Here is a 23,184-nt window from a genome sequence, read left to right as displayed (position 1 = left end):
GTAAATAAATCCATTCGAATAATGGGCTTACAATAATAGGCTTCTTTGATTGATGATGTTGCAAAACATGATGAATGAAAGGAGCTTTTTTCTTTCTTTTTATTTACCTGTTTGTAAGTAACTATGTTAAAAATCACCTGACACTTCCAACAAATTTTTATGACCTTATTTAGTGAAATTCAAGGCAATGTATAATAGCTTCTTTCATTGAGGTTGAATGAAAGAAGCATTTTCACTGTGGATTAACTGTAAAATTCAGAATAAATGCTTCATTCCATAGAAAGTGAGCAGGTATAATAGGTAGATAGAGGTGAAGGTTATGAGAAAAGATCGAGGGAAAATATGGTTGGGTGTATCAGGTGTTACGGTGAATGAGCTTGGACAATGGTTAGTTGTGAAAAAGGCTTATAGCGGATTGAAAGGACGTTGGTCATTGCCAGCAGGTTTTGTTAATGCAGGAGAAACGGTAGATGAAGCGGTTATTCGTGAAATCAAAGAAGAAACAGGCATCGATTGTAGAGTCTCAGGCTTAATTGGATTTAGAACAGGTGTCATCCGTGATGATATCAGTGATAATATGGCGATTTTTTATTGTCGAATGCTAGATGAGCAGCAGCAGGTTTCCATTCAAGAAAAAGAAATTTTAGAAGCAAAATGGTTGTATCCACAGGAACTAGCACAAGATGAAACAACCTCTGTGATGTTAAAGGAAATGGCTTCCAATCAATTTGAAAGACATCACTTAGAGGCGATAGAAGGGATTAATCCGGGTGATATTTTTGGTTATACCTCTTATCGTTTATTCTTTAAAAAATAATATGACTTTTAGGAGGTGACCTTTGATGGAGCTGTTTTTATTTATGTTAGAGCGAGTTGGGCTGATCATTGTGTTTGCCTTTTTAATGTCAAGATGGCGACTCTTTCGAGAAAAGCTGTTTCAGGAGCAAGGAACGAAAGAGAAAATATGGCTCATTATTATCTTTAGTAGCCTATGTATTATCAGCAGTTATACAGGGATTAAAATTGAAAGTGGGACAATCCATCCTTTAAATCAGATGATACATAGTACGATCAATGCGGAGGAGGCCATTGCTAATACGAGATTAATTGGTGTCGCTATTGCAGGAATTTTTGGTGGACCACTTGTTGGTGTATGTGTAGGAATTATTGCAGGTATTCACCGAATTACACTTGGTGGTTTTACAGCAATAGCCTGCGGTGTTTCAACAATTCTAGCTGGCTTTATTACAGGTGGTTTAAGTAAACGCTTTAAAATACGTCAAACTTTTTCCTATAAGAAAGCAGTCATTATCGGCATCTGTGCAGAAACGATTCAAATGCTGGTGATTTTAGTAGTCGCGAAGCCATTTGAGCAGGCCTTACAGTTAGTTTCATTAATTGCAATGCCGATGATTTTAATGAATGCCTTTGGGATATTTTTATTTTTCATGATTATTAAAACGTTTATTGATGAAGAGGAGCGAACAAAGGCATTACAAACCCATCAAGCTTTTTCAATTGCCCAACAAACAATTGAGCATTTTCGTAAGGGCTTGAATGAAGAATCATGCCAAACGGTTGCAGAAATTATTAAAAGAGAAATAAAAGTAGATGCGGTCGCTATTACCGATAAAAATGGGGTGTTAGCACATGTTGGCGTTGGGGAGGATCATCATTTAATTCATCGAGAAATCATGACAGCTTTGACAAAACGAGTATTAGAGGAAGGCAAAATTTTAATGGCTACATCTCAAAAGGAAATTCAATGTCCACACGCTAGCTGCCCATTAAGTGCTGCCATTGTCTTGCCCTTGAAGGTACAGCATCGAACAGTTGGAAGCTTAAAGCTTTATTTCACTAAAGCGGATTCTTTGACAGGGGTGAAGAAGGAGCTAGCAGAGGGTTTGAGTAGACTATTTTCCTCTCAGCTTGAATATGCTGAAATTGAGCAACAGCGAAAATTATTAAAGGATGCTGAAATCAAGGCATTACAAGCACAAGTTCATCCACATTTCTTCTTTAATAGTCTGAATACTATTTCAAGCTTGATTCGGACAGATGCAGATGAGGCAAGAGCATTATTAATCAAGCTTAGTACATTTTTTAGAAGCAATCTGCAGGGCGCACGGCAAATGCTCATTCCACTGAAAAATGAAATAGATCATGTTGAAGCTTATTTATCTATTGAGCAAACACGGTTTCCAAATCGTTACGAAGTTGAATTTATCATGGATGAAACACTCTTTGATGTGCAAATTCCTCCATTTACCTTACAGCCTCTTGTCGAGAATGCTATTTATCATGCCTTTAAAAATCGTAATGAAGGCAAAATCTATGTCAAAGTACAACGTGTGAATGATAAGCTGGTCCTGTTAACGGAAGATAACGGCTGTGGTATGAGGAAGGAGCAGGTAAAACAACTTGGCAAGCGTATAATGCAATCCGAACAGGGGACAGGAACCGCTCTTTGGAATATTTATCAGAGGATCCATGAAATTTATGGTTCTGAAGCGGATTTTCATATAACAAGTACGTTAGATGTGGGCACAAAAATTATGATTCAACTGCCGTTAAAGGCGACTAGATGGGAGTAGAAAAATTTGAATGTATATATTGTGGATGATGAACCCTTAGCACGCGCGGAACTGCGATATTTATTAGAGCAAACAGCATTAGTGAATGTTTGTGGTGAATCTGAAAATCTTGAGGAGTTGTGCAAAGCGTCACAGCTTGAAGAAGTCGATTGTATATTTCTAGATATTGAATTAGGCATGAACAATGGACTTGACTTAGCTAAACAATTATTACTGAATGCACAGAGACCTGAAATTATTTTTGCTACAGCCTACGATGACTATGCTTTGCAGGCATTTGAAGTCAATGCATTTGATTATATATTGAAACCCTTTGAGGCAGAAAGGGTACAAACAGCTGTGGAAAAACTGTTAGCTAAAAAAAGAGCTGCGCAAGCAAAAACAATGGAGGAGTTAAAGGCATCTCAGTTGGACAAGCTCGATAAGTTAACAGTTTATGTAAACGATCGAATTTTATTATTGAAAATACAGGATATTTTGTATTGTACCTCTGAGGATAGTAAAACGGTTGTTGTGACAGAGCAGGGGCGTTTTTTTGCTTCTGAATCATTGGCCGCGTTAGAAAAAAGACTTACCTTAAAAGGCTTTGTACGTGTCCATCGCGCGTATATTGTCAATTTAGAGCATATTGTGGAATTAGAGCCTTGGAGTAGTTCTAAATTTAATTTAATTGTGCATAACAGACATTCCATTCCAGTAAGTAGGCTATATATGAAGGATGTACGGAAAATTTTTGACCTTTCGAAGTAGTTGCATTTCAACGGACAACTACTACCTTTCAACTTTAATTTCTGACATTTCAGTTATTTTACGAATAATATGGACATTCCTTTGCTATGATGTGGAAAAAGTAAAAGGGGTGTTTGCATGAATGCGATTACAATAGTGATAGGGTCTATTTGTATTTTGATGATCAGCTATCGTTTGTATGGCATTTTCTTTACAAAGAAGGTACTTAAAATAAAAGATGATACGCCCACCCCAGCCCACGCTTTGGAAGATGGTAAAGACTATGTTCCGACGAATAAGTGGGTAACCTTTGGGCATCATTTTGCAGCGATTGCAGCAGCAGGACCTTTAGTTGGACCAATCCTAGCTGCACAATTTGGGTATTTGCCTGGACTTCTATGGCTATTAATCGGAGCAGTAATTGGTGGGGCAGTTCATGATGCTGTTGTTTTATTTGCTTCCATGCGTCATGGTGGTAAATCCCTATCGGAAGTGATGAAGGAGGAGCTAGGCCCTATCGCAGGTTTCTGTACAGGCCTTGCGATGCTATTCATTATTACGATTACAATGGCAGGTCTCTCGATGGTGGTGTTAGGTGCTTTAGAGCGCAATCCATGGGGAACATTTGCTGTAGGTATTACGATACCAATCGCCATGCTTGTGGGTATTGCCTATCGTAAAACAGGCAATTTAATTGTTACATCTACTGTAGGCTTTATTTTATTAATGATTGGGGTATTTATCGGACCGCTTATTCAAGGCACAGCATTCGGTGATTTTTTAACATTTGATCGGGATACATTAGCTATCATCTTACCAATCTATGCCTTTTTTGCCGCTGCATTACCTGTGTGGCTTTTATTAGCACCTCGTGATTATTTAAGTAGTTTCATGAAGATTGGGGTATTTATTGCACTAATTATTGGCGTTTTCTTTGTTAATCCTGCTATTCAATTCCCACCATTGACAGAGTTTATTCATGGTGGTGGACCAGTAATTGCCGGTCCTGTGTGGCCGTTTGTTTCTATTACAATTGCCTGTGGTGCCATTTCTGGCTTCCATGCTTTTGTAGGCTCAGGAACAACACCTAAGATGATTGATCGTTGGGAGGACATCCGTATTGTAGGCTTTGGTGCTATGTTAGTAGAGTCACTAGTAGGTGTGATGGCTTTAATCGCAGCTACTGCTCTTCATCCAGCCGACTATTTTGCGATTAACTCAGCACCAGCTGTATTTGCTACATTAGGAATGGAGCCCGTTCATCTACAAGCATTGTCTCAAAGTATCGGCATGGACTTGGAAGGACGAACAGGAGGTGCTGTAACGCTAGCAGTTGGTATGACAGATATCTTTACAGGTATTCCTTGGTTCGCAGAGTTATCTTCGTATTTCTATCAATTTGTCATTATGTTTGAAGCGGTTTTCATTCTTACAGCCATTGATGCTGGAACAAGGGTAGCTCGTTATTTAATACAAGATTTTGGTGGCAATGTTTATAAACCACTGAAGCGTACCAATTGGGTACCAGGTACAATTTTTGCTAGTGCACTTGCCTGCTTTATGTGGGGCTATTTATTGTATTCAGGGGATATAAGCTCAATCTGGGTATTATTTGGTGTATCCAATCAGCTAATGGCAGCCATTGGTCTAGTATGTGGAGTGACGATGGTATTGAAGGTCGCAGATAAACGCATCTATGCATTGACATGCTTTATCCCATTGGCTTATTTATACATTACGGTCAACGTTGCAGGCTATTGGATGATTAAAAATGTATACTGGAATCCAGCCGCTGCAGGCTTTAATATGTTAAATGGGATTTTATCTGTTATCATGTTAATGCTTGGCTTCTTAATTGTGCTGACAGCATTTAAAAAATGGGCACAGCTTTGGAAATCACCAAAGTTTTTAGTAGCTCAATCAACTTCATAAAATCATAGAAACTATTGAAGATAAGCATTTGTCTTCAATAGTTTTTTGGTGAAAAAAGCATCTACGACGAAGGAGAAGCAAATACCGCGGAAGAAGCATATACCCCTAAATTCAAAGATCAACCATAGATGATCGATTGATGATTTTCCTAAATATGACGAACAAGCGAAAACAAGGATATGTTCATTGAAAGCGGTGTCGTAATCATGTAAACTAATGAGAGGAAAACGGAGGTTATACATACATGGATGGTCCAGTTTCATTAGTGCAGTTAATCATTTCTATTTTGTTATTTTTCGTCATGTTCTTTGGTATCGGATTCTTGTTAAATATGCTGTTACGGATGACATGGTTAATGGCAATTGTGTATCCAATTGTTGTCATCTTTATTGTAGATGAAGTAAGCTTCTTAGATTATATTTTTAAGCCAGGCTCTGCATTCCCAGCATTAATTGATAAATTACAGGCACTTCAGTTTGTGGATATTGCTATTTTATCAGGTGGCTTTGCGGGTTCTATTGTGGCTGGTATCGTGATGATTTATTTACGTAAAAGTGGCTATCGAATGTTCTAACGTGCTTAGTATTCTTTCTTCAATTGAAGAAAGAATACTTTTTTTATACAAAAAAACACAGCCTCCTCTAGAGGATGTGTTGATGTCTGTTAGATGAAAAACTCGTAGGCTATGATGGCGATAAAAATACCCGTTAGAGCCCCAAAAAATACTTCACTTCGTTTATGGCCTAATAATGTTTTTAATTCCTCCATTTTTTCTTGTCCGTCCATCTGTGGCCATTTTTTTAAATCATGAAGCAATGTTTGGAAATCCTTACGCAGTTGATTTAAAATGGCTGCATGCTGACCTGCTTGGTAACGAACACCACTAGCATCATACATCACGATAATGGAAAACATTGCGGCTACCGCAAAAATGGGGGATTCCAAACCCGTCTCATAGGCAATTGAGGTTGCCAATCCAGTGACAGAAGCAGAGTGAGAACTAGGCATTCCACCTGTTGAGGTAAAAAGTCCCCATTTTACTTGTCTGGTCATTAAAAAATGAATGGGGATTTTAACAAACTGTGCAAAGAGAACCGCAAAGAGGGCAATTAGTAATGGGGTATTGTGGAGTAAACTCAATTTCATCACAACCTTCGCAAATAATTGCTTTTATTATAACATTCATTATTTTCTAAAAGAAGATATAGGCAAATATTACGCGCTTTTCAGAAACTTCGTTATAATAGTATATGGAATGGAGGAATTTACATGCATATTGTAAAAGAAGCAAAAACATTTGAAACGATTTCTACTGAACTATTAGTGGTAGGAGTCACAAAACATCGTGAACAAATGCAGGACTGGGCAAGCTTTTCATCTTTTTACGGTGAAGCCCTTGATACATGGATTAGTGCAGGAGACGTCTCAACTGAATTAAAGAAACTAACGAAATTACCATTTGTGAAAGACCATGCTAACCTGAAACGTATTGTATTTGTAGGTTTAGATGAGCGTAAAAACCTCACAGAAGGTGATATTCGCACAGCATTTGGTTTAGTGGGAAAAGAATTAAGATCTTTAAAAGTAAAAGAGTATTCCATCTGGCTTGAATCATTTACAACAGAGTCAATTTCAACAGCAGATGTAGCATTTTTAGCAGGTGAAGGAATTGGCCTTGGCTATTATGCTGTCCCACATTATAAAACAACTTCAAACGAAGTAGATAAACGTATTGATGCTGTTCACCTTGTGACTACAGCAGAGGATTTAGATGAAGTGGTGGCAAGCTTTGAGGTAGGTGTGATTTATGCAGATGCTGTCAATGAAGCTCGTAGCTTAATTAATTTACCTCCAAACCTACTAACAGCTACGGATTTAGCTAACTATGCACAATCTCTTGCTGTGGAATACGATTTTGAAGTAGAGATATTAGATAAAGCACAATTAGAGGAACTAGGTATGGGTGGTATATTATGTGTTAACCAAGGCTCTTATGAAGAACCACGATTAATTACCTTAAAATATAAAGCGACTGAAGATTTTGAAGATCCAATTGGCCTTGTTGGTAAGGGTGTAACGTATGATACAGGCGGCTATTCTTTAAAACCAAAGGACTCTATGGTTGGTATGAAAGGTGATATGGGCGGTGCCGCTGCTGTACTTGGTGCGATGAAAATTATCGGTGAATTACGTCCAAATAAAAATGTTGTAGCCGTTATCGGTTCTACAGATAATATGGTGTCTGATACAGCGTTTAAACCAGATGATGTGATTACGACGTACAGCGGAAAAACGGTAGAAGTATTAAATACGGATGCAGAAGGGCGTTTAGTTCTGGCAGATGCAACTACATATGCTAAACAGCAAGGGGCTACATCACTGATCGATGTTGCTACTTTAACTGGAGGCGTTATTACTGCACTAGGTATGGATAAAACAGGTGCTCTTGCAAATGATGATGCATTTTTTGAAGCATTTATGGAAGCTGCAAAAGAGACCGATGAATTTGTTTGGCGTATGCCTTTAACAGAAAATGATAAAAAACGAATTCGAAAATCAGATGTAGCTGATTTAAATAATTCACCTGGTCGTGATGGTCATATGATTTTCGGCGGCGGTTTTGTGGGCGAATTTGTTGGTGATACACCATGGATTCACCTGGATATAGCAGGCACATCTGATGCAGTAGCTGTACATGATTTAGGACCTAAGGGTGGTACTGGTGTTATGGTCCGTACACTCGCGAATTTTGTCCAACGTTTAGGGGAAGAAAAATAATAAAGCGTGTCAATCAGCGGGAGTTTATTCTCGCTGATTTTTTGTGATTTATGCACTAATCTCGATAGAATAGGCATTCTACATATGATAGATGTATCTTCCTTCATACGATAGAGTAAAAAGGGGAGGTAGCATATGCGCAATTTCGGAGGTTATCCAGGCGGAGGATTTGGAGGCTTTATTTGGCCATTTGGCGCACCGTTTTTTGGTGGTTTTTTAGGCAGTTTCCTTGGCTCTCAATTTAATCAATATCCTTACAATCCATATTATCCAAACTATCGACCATATCCACCAGGTCCATATTTTCGACCAGGTCCGCGATATCGTAGACCATGGTAAGCACATAATTAGATCAGCCAGTTGTCGATCTTGATATCGACAACTGGTTTTTATTGTGCCTAACGAAGTATCAAAATTAGTGTTGACAGAATATACTAAATTATTTATTATTCTTATTATATTACTAAGAATTAAATATGTGGCTGACTAGCAAACTAGAGGCTTTTATTATTCATAGGCATTTTTGTGTCTAAGGATAATATTAGCCTTTTTTCTTTATCTTAATTTAGTAAAGGTTTTTGTACCGAAAGCAAAGTGTCAGGTTTAGAAAATCGAGGACCCTTATTAGTAAGTTTAATCAATCTGAAATGCCATTACAACGAGGCGTAATTGACAGAAGGAGTGAGATGAAATGGGGAAAGTTTATATTGTTGGTGCAGGTCCTGGAGATGTTGACCTCCTTACGATTAAAGGATTACGTTGCATTGAATGTGCAGATGTCATTTTATATGACAGACTCATTAATAAAGAGCTATTAGCCTATGCCAAGAAAGACGCTAAATTAATCTTTTGCGGGAAATTGCCTCAGCAACATGCCATGATTCAGGAGCAAATCAACCAAACGCTTGTTGATTATGCCCAACAAGGATATGTTGTCACAAGATTAAAAGGAGGAGACCCATTTGTTTTTGGTAGAGGGGCAGAGGAGGCAGATGTGTTAGCGAAGCATCAAATTCCCTTTGAAATTGTGCCTGGTATTACGTCAGGTATAGCAGCTCCAGCATATGCAGGTATTCCTGTCACACATCGTAACTTAGGTTCAAGTTTTGCTATGGTTACTGGGCATATGCAGGATGGAAAAGAAGATGCTATCCGTTGGGAAAGTCTTGCAAAAGGAATTGATACGATTGCCATTTATATGGGTGTTGGTAATCTTCCGTATATCCGTCAACAATTACTCAAATATGGCCGTGATGAAAAAACGCCTGTGGCTGTTATTCACTGGGGAACAGTTTCTACTAAGCAAAGAACTGTTACGGGGACTTTAGCTACAATTGAGGAAATTGTGCGTACAGAAAATATTCATAACCCTAGCATCATATTAGTAGGGAAGGTTGTGACCTTAAGAGAAACCATTCATTGGTTTGAGCAAAACCCCGCACAGCCAATCCAAATAACGGGATAAGGTTGTGGGATTATGCAGGCTATTTTATATATTGCACATGGCAGTCGTGTCAAGGAAGGTGTAGAGCAGGCCGTAAACTTTCTTCAAGGCGTACAACAAGAAGTGACAGTAGCTATTCAGGAAATATGCTTTCTAGAGCTGGCAACACCAACCATTGCAGAAGGCATTGCTAGCTGTATTGGGAAAGGGGCAACAGCGATTGCCGTAATGCCTATTCTCCTACTAGCTGCTCAACACGCAAAGCATGATATTCCGAAAGAAATGGCAAAAGCTCAAAAACTATACCCATATGTAAAGTTTACATATGGTGAGCCTCTTGGCATTCATGAACGATTAATTGACACATTACAAGCTAGGATAATAGAAAAACAGCAACCTAACAGCAATGCGAGTGTTTTACTCATAGGACGTGGGAGTAGTGATCCAGCCGTCAAGAGGGATTTAGCCAAAATTGCCAAAAGGCTACGTACTAAATATCACTATAAAGCCGTTGATACATGCTTCTTATACGGAATGGGACCAACCTTTGAAGACTGGTTACTGCAAGTTAAAGGGAAGCAACAGCAAATTTTTATTGTCCCTTATTTATTATTTACAGGCATTTTAAGACAAAGTATTGCCAAGCGATTACAAGGCTTTGACAGTCAAAACATTATGTTATGTGAAAGCTTAGGCTATGACGACAATGTGAAAAAAGTATTAGTGGAACGTATTGATGAATTACTACATTTTAAAGAGGAAGGTGTTTCGTAATGGTAGATAAAAGAACTGAAAATATAAATCTAGCATTAGATAATGTCCGCCAAATGTTAAATACTGTGAACCACGGATCAATTACATTGATTGTTCAAAATTCCTATGTGGTTCAGATTGAGAAAAAGGAAAAAATAAGGCTTCGATAAATTAAAAAATATGAAATGAAGAAGATTCGTGAGGTGGCAAAGATTGAAATTACAAGTAATAAACAGTCCATTTAATGAAGAGCAGGTGAAGTTATTAAACGAGCTTCTCCCTAAATTAACAATTGAACAAAAATTTTGGCTAAACGGTTACCTAAGTGCTCCCCAAGCAACTCTTGAAGCAATTGTTGAACAGGCACCACCAGCAGCCCAGCCGATTACCAAAACAATAACAATCTTATATGGTTCCCAAACAGGCAATAGTCAAGGATTAGCTGAAAAGTATGCAGCAGCTTTAAAAGAGCAGCAGGTAGATGTAACTGTCTCATCATTAGGGAAATTTAAAGCTAGTAATTTAAAAAAGATCACCAATCTATTACTTATTGTGAGTACACATGGAGAGGGAGATCCACCCGATCAAGCGATACAATTCTATGAATTTTTGCATAGCAAGCGGGCGCCTAAGCTAGAACACCTACAATATTCGGTTCTTGCTTTAGGGGATAGCTCCTATGAATTTTTTTGTAAGACAGGTAAGGACTTCGATGAGCGATTTGCGCAATTAGGTGCAACAAGAATTGTTCCTCGTATAGATTGCGATGTAGATTATGATGACGCAGCTGCACAGTGGTTCTCCGCGGTTCAACAGGAATTTCTTCAGCATACAACTTCAGCAACGTCTACTTCAGCACACACCGAAGGGGCGCAAGTACTTGAAGAATCTACATATTCAAGAAAAAATCCATTTTACGCTGAAGTACTTGAAAATATAAATCTAAATGGTCGTGGCTCCAATAAAGAGACGCGTCATCTTGAATTATCGATTGAGGGAGCTAATTTTCATTTTGAACCTGGCGATAGCATTGGCATTCTGCCAGAGAATGATGAACAATTAGTCAATGCATTGCTGACAGCACTTCAATTTGATTCGGAGACAGAAGTGACTGTTTTTGATGAAACAATAACAATAAAAGAAGCACTACAGAAAAAATTAGAAATTACGGTGTTATCTAAACCGTTACTCGAAAAAATTGCTGCTTATACAGAGCATAAAGAATTTTCTAAGCTATTTGAAGAACCAAAAGCCTGGAAGGACTATGCAAAAGGAAGAGACTTGCTCGACCTAGTAGAGGAATTTACACCATTTACTTGGAGTGCACAGCAATTTGTAGAGTTACTGCGTAAAATTCCAGCTCGACTTTATTCTATTGCTAGTAGCCAAAAGGCCAATAGCGAAGAGGTTCATTTAACGATTGGCAAGGTAAGCTATGAAACAGCAGGTAGACAACGTCTTGGTGTTTGCTCTGGAAGTGTGGCAGAACGAATACAAATAGGTGATACATTACCAATCTATGTTCATAAAAATCCGAATTTCAGATTGCCAGAGAATAATGAAACGCCAATTATTATGATTGGTGCAGGCACAGGTGTTGCACCATATCGAGCTTTTCTAGAGGAGCGAGAAGAGTTAGGGATTGAGGGGAAAGCATGGCTCATCTTTGGTGATCAGCATTTTGTTACGGATTTCCTCTATCAAACGGATTGGCAACGTTGGCTAGCTGCTGGCACATTAAGTCACATGCATGTAGCCTTTTCACGTGATACAGACCAAAAAATCTATGTTCAACATAAATTGCATGAAAATGCCGCAAGTTTTTATGAGTGGCTGGAGCAGGGGGCTGTCATTTATGTATGTGGTGACGAAAAATCAATGGCATCTGATGTGGATGCAACCATTCATCAAATTATTGAGCAGCAAGGACAGAAAACACCAGAGGAAGCAAAAGTCTATGTGAATGAATTAAAACAGCAAAAACGCTACCAACGTGACGTTTATTAATGGAGTTCAACACAAATTTCTCGAAAACCTTCCCTTATTAATGAGTTGATCTCTTTGTTAGCAAGTAAACCCTCAGGTATGCCCAATACGCTGAGGTGTAATGGATTAAAGGAGCGATAAAGAATGACTGAAAAAATAGTGTTACCTCCACAGCCCGGGAAACCAAGTGATGTAGAGCGTATTAAAACCGAAAGTAATTACCTACGTGGAACACTCGAACGTACCATGAATAATCCATTAAGCTCTGGTATCCCAGAGGACGATAATCGCCTTATGAAATTTCATGGCAGTTACTTACAGGACGATCGAGATCTTCGGAATGAACGTCAGAAACAAAAGCTGGAACCGGCCTATCAATTTATGGTACGTGTACGAACACCAGGTGGAGCAGCTACCCCAGCGCAATGGCTTGTGATGGATGAAATGGCTAGAAAGTATGGCAATGGCTCTTTAAAATTAACAACACGCCAAGCATTTCAAGTACATGGCATTTTAAAATGGAATGTTAAAAAATATATGCAGGAAATCAATGAGGTGTTATTGGATTCTCTTGCTGCATGTGGAGATGTGAACCGTAATGTAATGTGTAATGTCAATCCAAACCAGTCTGCATTACATGAAGAGGTTTATAATTGGTCTGCAAAACTAAGTGAGCATTTACTGCCGAGAACACGCGCTTATCATGAATTATGGTTAGATGGAGAAAAGGTAGTAGATAGTCAGGATATAGAAATTGAACCGATTTATGGAGCTCAATATTTGCCGCGTAAATTTAAAATTGGTATTGCGATTCCACCAAGTAATGATGTAGATGTTTTTTCACAAGATATAGGACTGATTGCCATCGTTGAAGACAATCAGCTTGTTGGTTTTAACGTAGCGGTTGGTGGAGGCATGGGCATGACACATGGTGATCATGAAACCTATCCACAGCTTGCTCGTGAAATTGGCTTTATAACGCCAGATAAATTACTAGAAACAGCAGAAAAAATAATAACGATACAGCGTGATTATGGGAATCGCTCTGTCCGTAAAAATGCACGATTTAAATACACGATTGATGCGAGAGGACTTGAATGGTTCCAAGAAGAATTAACGCGTCGTCTAGGCTGGGAAATTCAGCAGGCTCGTCCTTATACTTTTGAGCGTACAGGTGATGAATTTGGCTGGATTAAAGGGGCAGATGGTCATTGGCATTATACGTTATTTATTCAAAATGGCCGTATAAAAGACTTTGAGGATTATCAGTTGTTAACTGGCTTACGTGAAATAGCTAAGGTGCACACGGGTGATTTTCGTTTAACACCGAACCAAAACCTAATGATTAGCAATGTAACACCCCAGAAAAAGAAACAAATAAATACGCTTATTGAACAATACAAGCTAACAGACGGTGCGCATTATTCTGCCTTACGCCGCAATTCCATTGCCTGTGTCTCATTACCGACATGTGGCTTAGCCATGGCAGAAGCAGAACGCTATTTACCTTCTCTTATAACAAAAATTGATGCCATTATTGATGAGGCTGGCTTAAATGAAACAGAAATTGTTATTCGCATGTCTGGTTGTCCAAATGGCTGTTCACGTGCAGCAATGGGTGAAATCGGCTTTATTGGCAAAGGGCCAGGTAAATATAATATGTACCTTGGTGCAAGTTTTACAGGCAATCGCTTAAATAAAATCTATCGTGAAAATATTGGTGAGGAGGAAATTTTAGCAGAGCTACGACCAATTCTTCTGCATTTTTCAAAGGAACGTTTAGAGGGCGAACATTTTGGAGACTTTGTCATTCGTGCTGGGTATGTCACAGCTGTCTATGATGGGAGAGAATTTCATTAAAAATAAAAACCATGTAGCAAAGAAAAATTTGCTACATGGTTTTTTATATAGAATAATCCTCAGGAATAAATACCTTTAATTGTTTCGGCTTTACAAATACCTGATCGCCCACCTTCAGTTGAAGAAGATGAAATTGTTCTTTTGATAACTCCGCTTCTAAAAATTCATCAAGATCCTCACGTCGTAGTTCAATTTGAACGATAGGTCCTAGCAAATGAATGTGGCTGATTTTAACAGGAACTGTACCTGAAATACTTGTTTTCTCAATCTGAATATCATGTGGACGTACATAGCCTATCGCATTGTCCTCTGAATGTGTTAGGGCCTCAGGTACATCAAGTGCAACTTCACCCTGCATGAGCTTACCATTATGTAAGCGACCTTTAAATAGATTAACATTGCCCAAGAAGTCATAGACAAATGGACTTTTGGGATTTGTATAGACCTCATCTGGACTACCAATTTGCTCGATTTTGCCATTATTCATGACCACAATGCGATCTGCAACATCGAGAGCTTCCTCTTGGTCATGTGTCACAAAAATACTTGTAATATGAAATTCATCATGTAACTTTCGAAGCCAGCGACGTAACTCCTTGCGTACTTTTGCATCGAGAGCTCCAAATGGTTCATCTAGTAACAGTACCTTTGGCTCTACAGCAAGCGCTCTTGCCAGTGCGACACGTTGTCGTTGCCCACCTGAGAGCTGTGTTGGATATCGATCTGAGAAATTTTCAAGCTTCACAAGTTGCAATAATTCCATCACTTTATCTTTGATTTGTTGTTTTGAAGGTCTGCTTTTTCGAGGACGTACCTTCAGGCCATAAGCTACATTGTCAAAGACCGTCATATGGCGAAAAAGCGCATAATGTTGAAAGACAAAGCCCACATTGCGTTCCTTTGGATGACGATCTGTGATGGATTGACCATCAAATAAAATATTGCCGACATCCGTTGTTTCAAGCCCAGCAATCACACGTAATAATGAGGTTTTTCCTGATCCAGAAGGGCCAAGCAGTGCTACTAGCTCCCCAGACTGAATATGTACGGATATATCCTCTAGTGCCTGAAAGGACCCATATTTTTTGGATACGTTTTGAATTTGTATACTCATTGAGACCATCTCCTTTTAACTAGATTTTGATTTCCAAGCAATAATGTCTTTCACAATTAATGTAAAGATGGCCATTACGCTCATTAAGGAAGCAACTGCAAAGGCTGCTGCAAATTGATATTCATTATAGAGAATTTCAATATGAAGGGGCATCGTATTTGTCATGCCACGGATATGACCAGATACCACAGACACAGCCCCGAATTCTCCGATGGCTCGTGCATTACATAAAATCAAACCATAGAATAGTCCCCATTTAATATTGGGTAAAGTGACATACCAAAAGGTTTTAAAGCCACTTGCCCCCAATGAAATGGACGCTTCTTCCTCAGATATACCTTGGGTTTGCATCAGCGGTATTAATTCACGTGCAACAAAGGGCAATGTGACGAAAATTGTGGCAAGGACAATGCCAGGTAGTGCAAAAACAATTTTAATATCATGTGCAAACAACCATTCACCAAATAGTCCCTGTGAGCCAAACAATAAAATAAACACTAAACCTGCGATAACAGGTGAAACTGCAAAAGGTAAATCTACCATAGTAAGTAATAGATTTTTCCCCTTAAAATTAAACTTTGTAAGTGCCCAGGCAGCCATTACGCCAAAGATTGCATTGAGGGGTACAGTAATGGCTACGACGATTAATGTAAGCTTAATAGCAGCTAATGCATCTGGATGTGTAATCGCAGCAAAGTAAACATCGGATCCTTTTTGAAAGGCTGTAATAAAAATAGATACTAAAGGTAGTACGATAAAGAAAGCTAAAAAAGCTAAGGCAATAAATATTAACGTATAGCGAATAATACGAGGCTCCTGTAAGGCAGCAGTCTGTGTAGCTGCTTTCCTTTTTCCTGTACTAGCCTGCTGAATAAAAGTTGATTGTTCCATATAGTACCTCCTAATGTACAAACCGACGATTGGCTAGCCATTGTATCAAGTTAATGGTGAACAACAAAATAAAGGATGTCACAAGCATGACAACAGCTATGGCAGTTGCCCCCGCATAATCATATTGCTCAAGCTTTGTCATAATAATTAACGGCGTAATTTCCGTTTTCATCGGCATATTTCCTGCAATAAAAACAACCGAGCCATATTCACCTAAAGCGCGCGCAAAGGCCAAGGAAAAGCCAGTTAAAATAGCTGGTACTAGCTCTGGTAAGATGACTTTACGGAAGGTTTGTAAACGATTGGCTCCAAGGCTTGCCGAAGCTTCCTCCACCTCAGCACTGATATTTTGTAAAACGGGCTGGACCGTTCGTACAACAAATGGTAGCCCGATAAAGGTTAAAGCAATAATGATGCCAAGAGGTGTAAAGGCAATTTTAAAATCAAAAAATTGACCAATCCAACCATTTGGTGCATAAAGAGATGTTAAAGCAATTCCAGCGACAGCAGTAGGCAATGCAAAAGGTAAGTCTACAAGCCCATCAATGATTCGTTTAAAGGGAAATTGATAGCGAACGAGAACCCATGCAATAGTCGTACCGAAAAAAACATTTAGTAAGCCTGCAATCAGTGCAGTGCTGAAGCTCACTTTGTAGGAAGCAACAGCACGGGGATCTGTAATGATATCTATAAATGCTGACCAGCTTAAGGACATGGTATGAATGAAAATCATGGAAAGTGGTAGTAACACTAGTAAACTTACGTAAAGCATTGTATAACCAAGAGATAAATGAAAGCCTGGAATAATTCGACGCAATTTTTTAGGAATGATTAAACTGCTCATCAAAACGCTCCTTATTGTGGTACGTATATTTCATCAAAGGTACCACCATCTTTAAAATGGGTTGCTTGTGCTTGTGACCAACCACCAAAATCATCGATGGAAACAAGTTCAAGCTGAGGGAATTGATCTTTATACTTTGCTAGAATCGTTTCACTACGTGGTCGATAATAATTTTTCGCCGCAATTTCTTGGCCTGTATCACTATATAAATGCTGTAAGTAAGCTTCAGCGACTTCACGTGTCCCTTTTTTATCTACGATTTTGTCTACAACTGCAACTGGTGGCTCTGCTAAAATACTTAAAGAAGGCGTGATGATTTCAAATTCATCCTTACCTAATTCATTGAGAGAGAGGTATGCTTCATTTTCCCACGCAATTAAGACATCTCCAATTTTACGTTCTACGAATGTTGTTGTAGCTCCACGAGCGCCAGAATCAAGTACTTCTACATTGCTGTAAAGTGATTTCATAAATTCCTTTATTTTTGTCTCATCATTGTTATATAACTTTCCGGCATAAGCCCAAGCAGCTAAGTAGTTCCACCGTGCACCTCCAGATGTTTTGGGATTAGGCGTTATGACAGATACATCATCTTGAATCAAATCATCCCAATCTTGTATGTTTTTGGGATTGCCCTTGCGAACTAAAAAAACAATTGTAGATGTATAGGGAGTCGAATTAAGATCAAATTCGGTTTGCCAATCTTTATTCAGCAGCTCACGAGTTTGAGCAATTTCATCAATATCGTAAGCGAGTGCGAGTGTCACAACGTCGGCTTCAAGACCATCAATAACTGCACGCCCCTGTTTGCCAGATCCACCATGTGATTGATTGATTGTGACGTCTTGGCCAGTATCATCCTTCCATTTTTTTATAAAATCTTTGTTGAACTCATCGTAAAGCTCCCGTGTTGGATCATAGGAAACATTTAGTAGCTCTACAGACTTCTTGTCTTCCTGACCGCTTGTTTTTTCATCTGAGTTAGCACTTCCACAGCCAGTTAAACTAAGCGTTAGAATAGTTAATAATGCCATGGATTGTAGAACATAGCTCTTTTTTTTCATAGTTAATCCGCCCCTTTTCTGTCTTAAGAATGCAAAAAGCCATCACCCACAATGACATGACAACATTGGGTAGATGGCCTTCAGATCCTCTGATCAGCGTTTTTTTAGGTCAAAGCTTTAGTAATACATTAAACATATATTTCCTATTAGTCAACAAGGAATTATAAAAAAGATTATTTATTTTGAAAATTAATAAAAGTGTCCTTAGATACCACTCATCATATGCAGCAAAGAGCAAAAAAAATGGGTGTATGGAAAAGATATTTAAAAAACCTAGTTGACTGCTTGGTGTACTTTAGTATATATTTGGTAATAAGAAGAATGATTGTAGTACGAGGTAACAACTACTAGTGAACAATCATTAAATATAGAGCTGGCTAGTCAAACTAGAGGCGTTTTAACAAAGACCTGTTTTTCCTATGTCTTTTGTTAGAACGCCTTTTTTGCTATGAGGGGGATTCGATGTTAACTTACGAAAATTGGCAAGAACCGATCATTGATTTTCAGGTTGATGATATGTATAAGGCTGCACTAGAGGTTTTACAGTGGAGCTATCAAGAATATGGAGATGAAATCGTCTATGCATGTAGCTTTGGTATTGAGGGCATTGTCTTAATTGATCTCATTTCAAAGGTAAAGCCTAACGCTACGATTGTATTTTTAGATACAGATGTACACTTTAAAGAAACATATGAAACCATTCATAAAGTCAAAGAAAAATATCCACAACTCAACATTGTCATGAAAAAGCCAACCCTTACACTTGAGCAACAAGCTACACAACATGGTGACGAACTATGGAAAACCAACCCAAATAAGTGCTGTGATATTCGTAAGATAAAACCTTTACACGAAGCCTTATCAGGTAAAAAGGCTTGGATATCAGGTTTACGTCGTGAGCAATCACCAACACGTCAACAAACAAACTTTTTAAATCGTGACGATAAATTTAAATCGATTAAAGTTTGTCCATTGATTCATTGGACTTGGAAGGATGTCTGGCGTTATGTTTCAAAGCACAGTTTGCCATATAATCCGTTACACGATCAAGGCTATCCAAGCATCGGCTGTGAGCATTGTACGAAACCAGCATTTACAATGGAGGATTTACGTTCAGGTAGATGGCAAGGTTCTGGTAAAACCGAGTGCGGGTTACATGAATAAAGGAGTTCTGCCATGCTTGAATATTTTGCAATAGCTATTAGTTTATTTTTTGCGATGAACATAGGAGCAAGCGGTGCAGCAGCCTCAATGGGTGTTGCTTATGGGGCAGGTGCCATCAAAAAAGCGTGGCAAGCATTGCTTTTATGCGCGATAGGCGTCTACAGTGGAGCTGTATTAGGCGGAGGAGAGGTAGTTAAAACGATAAGCTCAGGCATTATGCCCCAGGAATATATTACGGTAAAGGTTGTCATCATTATCTTGATTTCTGCGACAAGCTCGTTATTTTTCGCCAATCTTTTAGGCATTCCCTTATCAACGAGTGAAGTAACAGTGGGTGCTGTCGTGGGTGTAGGAATTGCCTATAAAGTACTATTCGTCAATTCGCTGCTTGTCATTATATCATTTTGGGTGATTGTACCGCTTGTTGCCTTTGTCATTGCTCTTGTATGTGGAAAGTTATTATATAAGTTACAAAACACAGGGTTGCTGAAAGATCGGCCAATTTTAACTGTTCTTCTCGTTTTAGCAGGATTTTGCGAAGCATTTTCAGCGGGGATGAATAATGTTGCCAATGCAGTTGGACCTTTGGTGGGAGCAGGAATGATGGATGTGACAACGGGCATTGTGCTTGGCGGTGCATTTGTCGCAATAGGTGCTCTGCTACTTGGTAAACGAGTGCTTGAAACAAACGGTAAAAAAATAGTGCGCTTTCAAAAGGCAGAGGGCATTCTCATTTCAAGTACAGGTGCACTGCTTGTTGGCGTAAGCTCAATTTTTGGGCTTCCAGTACCCTTAACACAAGTCACTTCTTCATCCATCATTGGGATGGGGATGGCGAAAAACGGAAAGCAAATCTTCCATAAGCATATTGTGAAAAAAATTATACGTATTTGGGTTGTATCACCCATCTTTTCATTAGTCATTTCTTATTTTTTAGTGCAGTTATTTTTAGAAAAAGACCTTTATGCCATTATTTTAAATGGCAGCATTATTGTTGGGACGCTAGGGGTCATTAGTCTGATGCGTACGATGCGTGAAGAAGAGCAGTCTATCTATGATGCAGGGGAAGGCATTTAAATTGAATCATATCATCACTATCTTTTGACTACAAAACTTAGTATTTTACTAGAATTAGGAGGAGATTTTTATGAGTCTACAACCACATGGTGGACTACTTGTGCAAGCATTTAATCCGGAAAAAAAAATCACAACTATTCATAAGGAAATTGAGTTGGATGCAATTTCGTTGAGTGATTTAGAGCTAATTGCTATAGGGGGGTATAGCCCAATTGAAGGTTTTTTAACACAAGTAGACTATGAGTCAGTCGTGGCACAAAGTCGTTTAGCATCAGGTGTAGTATGGAGTATTCCGATTACATTACCTGTTACAAAAGAGAAAGCGTCCATTTTACAGCCTGGTGACGAGGTGAAGCTGGTTTATGGTGATGAAGTATATGGCGTTATTGAAGTAGCAGATATTTATGAGCCGAATAAACGGAAAGAGGCTTTACTTGTCTATGGAACAGAGGATTTAGCACATCCGGGCGTTCAAAAGCTTTTTGATCGTCCTGCCATTTATGTTGGAGGGAAAATTACGTTAATTAAACGTCTTACACAAAAGTTCCCTGCTTATTCATTTGATCCAATAGAAACGCGACAATTATTTGCTGACAAGGGATGGAAAACTATTGTTGGCTTCCAAACACGTAATCCAGTCCATAGGGCGCATGAATATATTCAAAAGGCAGCACTTGAAACGATTGATGGGTTATTTCTAAATCCACTTGTGGGTGAAACAAAGTCAGATGATGTGTCAGCTGCTATACGTATGGAGAGCTATGAGGTTTTATTAAAAAACTATTATCCTGAAAGTCGTGTACAATTAGGTATTTTTCCAGCCGCTATGCGGTATGCAGGACCAAAGGAAGCTATTTTCCATGCACTTGTTAGAAAAAATTATGGCTGTACTCATTTTATTGTTGGTCGTGATCATGCAGGTGTTGGTGATTATTATGGCACATATGATGCACAAAAGATTTTTGAACAGTTTACTGAAGATGAATTAGCAATTGTCCCACTGAAATTTGAGCATAGCTTTTATTGCCAGCAATGTGAAGGCATGGCGACGACAAAGACGTGTCCACATGATAGCTCTGCCCATGTCATTCTATCAGGAACGAAGGTTCGTGAGATGCTACGAAATGGAGAAGTACCACCAAGTACATTCAGTCGTAAAGAAGTCGTAGACATTTTAATTAAAGGCATGAGTAAGGAGGTAGTGAAATGAGTTCAAACATTGTTTGGCATGAAGCCTCCATTACAAAAGAAGAACGCCGTTCAAAAAATAAACATCAAAGCTTTATTTTATGGTTTACGGGTTTATCTGCTTCAGGGAAATCATCAGTGGCCAATGCATTTGCCCGACGATTATTTGAAAGGAGCAATCAAGCCTTCGTATTAGATGGTGATAATGTGCGTCATGGCTTAAATAGTGACTTAGGATTCGATGAGGCAGGGCGCAAAGAAAATATTCGTCGAATAGGTGAAGTCTCAAAGTTATTTATAGAGAGCGGTCAAATTGTGCTAACGGCTTTTATTTCACCTTATCGAGAAGATCGTCAGGTAGTCCGTGAACTTGTAGAGGATGGTGAATTTTTAGAGGTCTTTGTAAAGTGTTCAGTAGAAACATGTGAAAAAAGAGATCCTAAAGGTTTGTATAAAAAAGCAAGGAATGCTGAAATTGCTAATTTTACAGGGATTAGCGCTCCATATGAAGAACCGATTAACCCAGAAGTTATTTTGGATACAGAACAGCATTCCATTGAAGAATGTGTGGAGCAACTGACAAATATTTTAACTGCCAAGGGATATATTTAACTAAAAAAATCTGCTCGATTTAGTAATCGGGCAGATTTTTACGTTTATTTTACACCTTGTTCCTTTTTCATTCTGTCAATTTCAGGACCTAGTTCATCACGTACGGTACCTTTCCAAGGCTTAACACCAGCAATATAGGAAGAACGTGTCATAATGTGTCCGCCAACAGGACCAGTAATAAAGAGGAAGAGTATCCCCAATAAAATACGAGGGTTGAAATGATCTTCAATGAGCCAAAAGTGAAAGAATACACCAATTAGTACACACATGACGCCAAGTGTTGCACTTTTTGACGCGGCATGTGCACGTGTATACAAATCAGGTAAGCGGACAAGTCCAATAGCTGTCACGACAATAAAGAGTACTCCAACAGTAATGAAAAAGATAACTAAACTATTAGCGAGAATTGTCACGTTTGATGATATCTCCTTTCTCTATGAATTTAGAGAAAGCCATCGTACCGATAAACGATAAAATTGCTAGCAATAAAATGATTTCAAGAAAGAAGCTTGTTTCCACTAAAATCGAAAATAGTCCGATTAGGGAAATGAGTGAAACACCAAGTGAATCCAAAGCTACAACACGATCGGATGCGGAAGGACCTTTTACCATTCGATAAATGACCGCTATCATAGATAAGCAAATCACTACGATTACAGCAATAATAAATGTTGTCATGATTTACTCACCTCCAAAATTGCTTTTTCAAATGAATCTCGAATGGAAGCAATGGCTTCATCCACATCGTTAATATCAATTGCATGTACATACAAAGTTTTCGCATCATCCGAAACATGCACTACAACTGTTCCTGGCGTTAAAGTAATAAGACTTGATAATAACGTAATTTCCCAGTCTTGTGTTAAAACAGTTGGATAAGCAAAAAAGGCTGGTTGCATGTCAAGTTTAGGCTTCAACACTACTTTTAACACTTGAACATTTGCTAAAATTAATTCTTTAAAGAACAACAACGTTAATTTTAGCAGGGCCCATAATCGATAGACATAAAGACGGGATTTGAAAAACCTCCGCATAAGAATAAGTAAAAGTATCCCCATCATGAATCCTATGATAAAACCAGTTGCTGTGTAATTAGAGGAAAGGAACATCCAGACAAAGGCAAGTACAAAATTTAAAATCATTTGAAATGCCAT

24 protein-coding genes are annotated in these 23,184 nt (G+C 38.6%); 16 read left to right on the top strand and 8 right to left on the bottom strand.

Annotated elements, in window-relative coordinates:
• The first annotated feature begins 319 nt into the window (after positions 1–319).
• The 5 genes from NYE73_RS19335 (at position 320) to NYE73_RS19315 (ending at position 5,829) form a co-directional block, all read left to right on the top strand.
• A complete protein-coding gene (locus NYE73_RS19335) occupies positions 320–817 on the top strand; it encodes an NUDIX hydrolase (RefSeq protein WP_259949605.1) in 498 nt (165 codons plus the stop codon).
• Positions 818–842: 25 nt separating this feature from the next.
• Positions 843–2,594 (top strand): sensor histidine kinase, encoded by a 1,752-nt coding sequence (locus tag NYE73_RS19330; protein WP_054549439.1) that lies wholly within the window; start codon positions 843–845, stop codon positions 2,592–2,594.
• Positions 2,595–2,600: 6 nt separating this feature from the next.
• Complete coding sequence (locus NYE73_RS19325) at positions 2,601–3,344, top strand: LytR/AlgR family response regulator transcription factor (RefSeq protein ID WP_054549438.1); 744 nt, start codon at positions 2,601–2,603, stop codon at positions 3,342–3,344.
• Positions 3,345–3,461: 117 nt separating this feature from the next.
• Entirely contained in the window at positions 3,462–5,255 is a 1,794-nt protein-coding gene (locus NYE73_RS19320) for a carbon starvation CstA family protein (protein WP_237898570.1), read from the top strand.
• A 244-nt stretch (positions 5,256–5,499) separates the two neighbouring features.
• Positions 5,500–5,829: a YuiB family protein gene (locus NYE73_RS19315; protein WP_004228336.1), complete on the top strand. Its 330-nt coding sequence runs from the start codon at positions 5,500–5,502 to the stop codon at positions 5,827–5,829.
• An 89-nt stretch (positions 5,830–5,918) separates the two neighbouring features.
• On the opposite strand, the gene NYE73_RS19310 is transcribed toward NYE73_RS19315, so the two are convergent.
• Positions 5,919–6,401, bottom strand: a complete 483-nt coding sequence (locus NYE73_RS19310) for a divergent PAP2 family protein (RefSeq protein WP_048394429.1) — start codon at positions 6,399–6,401, stop codon at positions 5,919–5,921.
• A gap of 123 nt (positions 6,402–6,524) precedes the next feature.
• Between NYE73_RS19310 and NYE73_RS19305 the strand changes: the two genes are divergently transcribed.
• The 7 genes from NYE73_RS19305 (at position 6,525) to cysI (ending at position 14,076) form a co-directional block, all read left to right on the top strand.
• Positions 6,525–8,033: a leucyl aminopeptidase gene (locus tag NYE73_RS19305; protein WP_048394430.1), complete on the top strand. Its 1,509-nt coding sequence runs from the start codon at positions 6,525–6,527 to the stop codon at positions 8,031–8,033.
• A gap of 135 nt (positions 8,034–8,168) precedes the next feature.
• Positions 8,169–8,372, top strand: coding sequence for a hypothetical protein (locus NYE73_RS19300; RefSeq protein WP_016991509.1), 204 nt, complete (start codon positions 8,169–8,171; stop codon positions 8,370–8,372).
• A 352-nt stretch (positions 8,373–8,724) separates the two neighbouring features.
• Positions 8,725–9,498, top strand: coding sequence for a uroporphyrinogen-III C-methyltransferase (gene cobA, locus NYE73_RS19295; RefSeq protein ID WP_054549436.1), 774 nt, complete (start codon positions 8,725–8,727; stop codon positions 9,496–9,498).
• 12 nt (positions 9,499–9,510) lie between these two features.
• Complete coding sequence (locus NYE73_RS19290) at positions 9,511–10,251, top strand: sirohydrochlorin chelatase (RefSeq protein ID WP_259949600.1); 741 nt, start codon at positions 9,511–9,513, stop codon at positions 10,249–10,251.
• Entirely contained in the window at positions 10,251–10,400 is a 150-nt protein-coding gene (locus tag NYE73_RS19285) for a YezD family protein (RefSeq protein ID WP_115672973.1), read from the top strand. Before NYE73_RS19290 ends, NYE73_RS19285 begins: the two co-directional genes overlap by 1 nt.
• 43 nt (positions 10,401–10,443) lie before the next feature.
• Entirely contained in the window at positions 10,444–12,237 is a 1,794-nt protein-coding gene (locus tag NYE73_RS19280) for an assimilatory sulfite reductase (NADPH) flavoprotein subunit (RefSeq protein WP_054549434.1), read from the top strand.
• Between the two features lie 123 nt (positions 12,238–12,360).
• Entirely contained in the window at positions 12,361–14,076 is a 1,716-nt protein-coding gene (cysI, locus tag NYE73_RS19275) for an assimilatory sulfite reductase (NADPH) hemoprotein subunit (RefSeq protein WP_259949596.1), read from the top strand.
• Between the two features lie 43 nt (positions 14,077–14,119).
• Here the strand turns inward: cysI and NYE73_RS19270 are convergent, their stop codons facing one another.
• Genes NYE73_RS19270 through NYE73_RS19255 form a run of 4 tightly spaced genes read right to left on the bottom strand, consistent with a single transcriptional unit; the run spans position 14,120 to position 17,989 of the window.
• Positions 14,120–15,190: a sulfate/molybdate ABC transporter ATP-binding protein gene (locus tag NYE73_RS19270; RefSeq protein ID WP_048394440.1), complete on the bottom strand. Its 1,071-nt coding sequence runs from the start codon at positions 15,188–15,190 to the stop codon at positions 14,120–14,122.
• A 15-nt stretch (positions 15,191–15,205) separates the two neighbouring features.
• Positions 15,206–16,081 (bottom strand): sulfate ABC transporter permease subunit CysW, encoded by an 876-nt coding sequence (gene cysW / locus NYE73_RS19265; RefSeq protein WP_048394442.1) that lies wholly within the window; start codon positions 16,079–16,081, stop codon positions 15,206–15,208.
• Positions 16,082–16,091: 10 nt separating this feature from the next.
• Positions 16,092–16,925 (bottom strand): sulfate ABC transporter permease subunit CysT, encoded by an 834-nt coding sequence (cysT, locus tag NYE73_RS19260; RefSeq protein WP_259949590.1) that lies wholly within the window; start codon positions 16,923–16,925, stop codon positions 16,092–16,094.
• Positions 16,926–16,936: 11 nt separating this feature from the next.
• Entirely contained in the window at positions 16,937–17,989 is a 1,053-nt protein-coding gene (locus NYE73_RS19255; protein ID WP_259949588.1) for a sulfate ABC transporter substrate-binding protein, read from the bottom strand.
• A gap of 462 nt (positions 17,990–18,451) precedes the next feature.
• On the opposite strand from NYE73_RS19255, the gene NYE73_RS19250 reads away from it, so the two are divergent.
• The 4 genes from NYE73_RS19250 (at position 18,452) to cysC (ending at position 22,030) form a co-directional block, all read left to right on the top strand.
• Positions 18,452–19,153, top strand: a complete 702-nt coding sequence (locus tag NYE73_RS19250; protein ID WP_054549431.1) for a phosphoadenylyl-sulfate reductase — start codon at positions 18,452–18,454, stop codon at positions 19,151–19,153.
• Between the two features lie 12 nt (positions 19,154–19,165).
• Positions 19,166–20,230, top strand: a complete 1,065-nt coding sequence (locus NYE73_RS19245) for an inorganic phosphate transporter (RefSeq protein WP_259949585.1) — start codon at positions 19,166–19,168, stop codon at positions 20,228–20,230.
• Positions 20,231–20,300: 70 nt separating this feature from the next.
• Positions 20,301–21,440 carry a sulfate adenylyltransferase gene (sat, locus tag NYE73_RS19240; protein WP_259949583.1) on the top strand — a complete coding sequence of 380 codons (1,140 nt, stop codon included), beginning with the start codon at positions 20,301–20,303 and terminating at the stop codon, positions 21,438–21,440.
• On the top strand, positions 21,437–22,030 hold the full coding sequence (cysC, locus tag NYE73_RS19235; RefSeq protein WP_048394453.1) for an adenylyl-sulfate kinase: 594 nt from the start codon (positions 21,437–21,439) through the stop codon (positions 22,028–22,030). Before sat ends, cysC begins: the two co-directional genes overlap by 4 nt.
• Positions 22,031–22,074: 44 nt before the next feature.
• Here the strand turns inward: cysC and mnhG are convergent, their stop codons facing one another.
• From mnhG to NYE73_RS19220, 3 genes are read right to left on the bottom strand one after another with little or no spacing between them, the layout of a single operon-like run.
• On the bottom strand, positions 22,075–22,443 hold the full coding sequence (mnhG, locus tag NYE73_RS19230) for a monovalent cation/H(+) antiporter subunit G (protein ID WP_004228373.1): 369 nt from the start codon (positions 22,441–22,443) through the stop codon (positions 22,075–22,077).
• The gene (locus tag NYE73_RS19225; RefSeq protein WP_004228375.1) at positions 22,427–22,708 is read right to left on the bottom strand and encodes a Na(+)/H(+) antiporter subunit F1; all 282 of its coding nucleotides are present in this window, start codon (positions 22,706–22,708) and stop codon (positions 22,427–22,429) included. Before NYE73_RS19225 ends, mnhG begins: the two co-directional genes overlap by 17 nt.
• Complete coding sequence (locus NYE73_RS19220) at positions 22,705–23,184, bottom strand: Na+/H+ antiporter subunit E (protein WP_048394455.1); 480 nt, start codon at positions 23,182–23,184, stop codon at positions 22,705–22,707. The genes NYE73_RS19225 and NYE73_RS19220 overlap by 4 nt, the downstream gene beginning before the upstream one ends.

The organism is Lysinibacillus sp. FSL K6-0102, assembly GCF_038003545.1.
In the GTDB taxonomy this organism is placed as follows: Bacteria; Bacillota; Bacilli; order Bacillales_A; family Planococcaceae; genus Lysinibacillus; species Lysinibacillus capsici.
The sequence above is the reverse complement of the archived record's forward strand: the minus strand, read 5'-3'. Positions and strand labels throughout refer to the sequence as shown.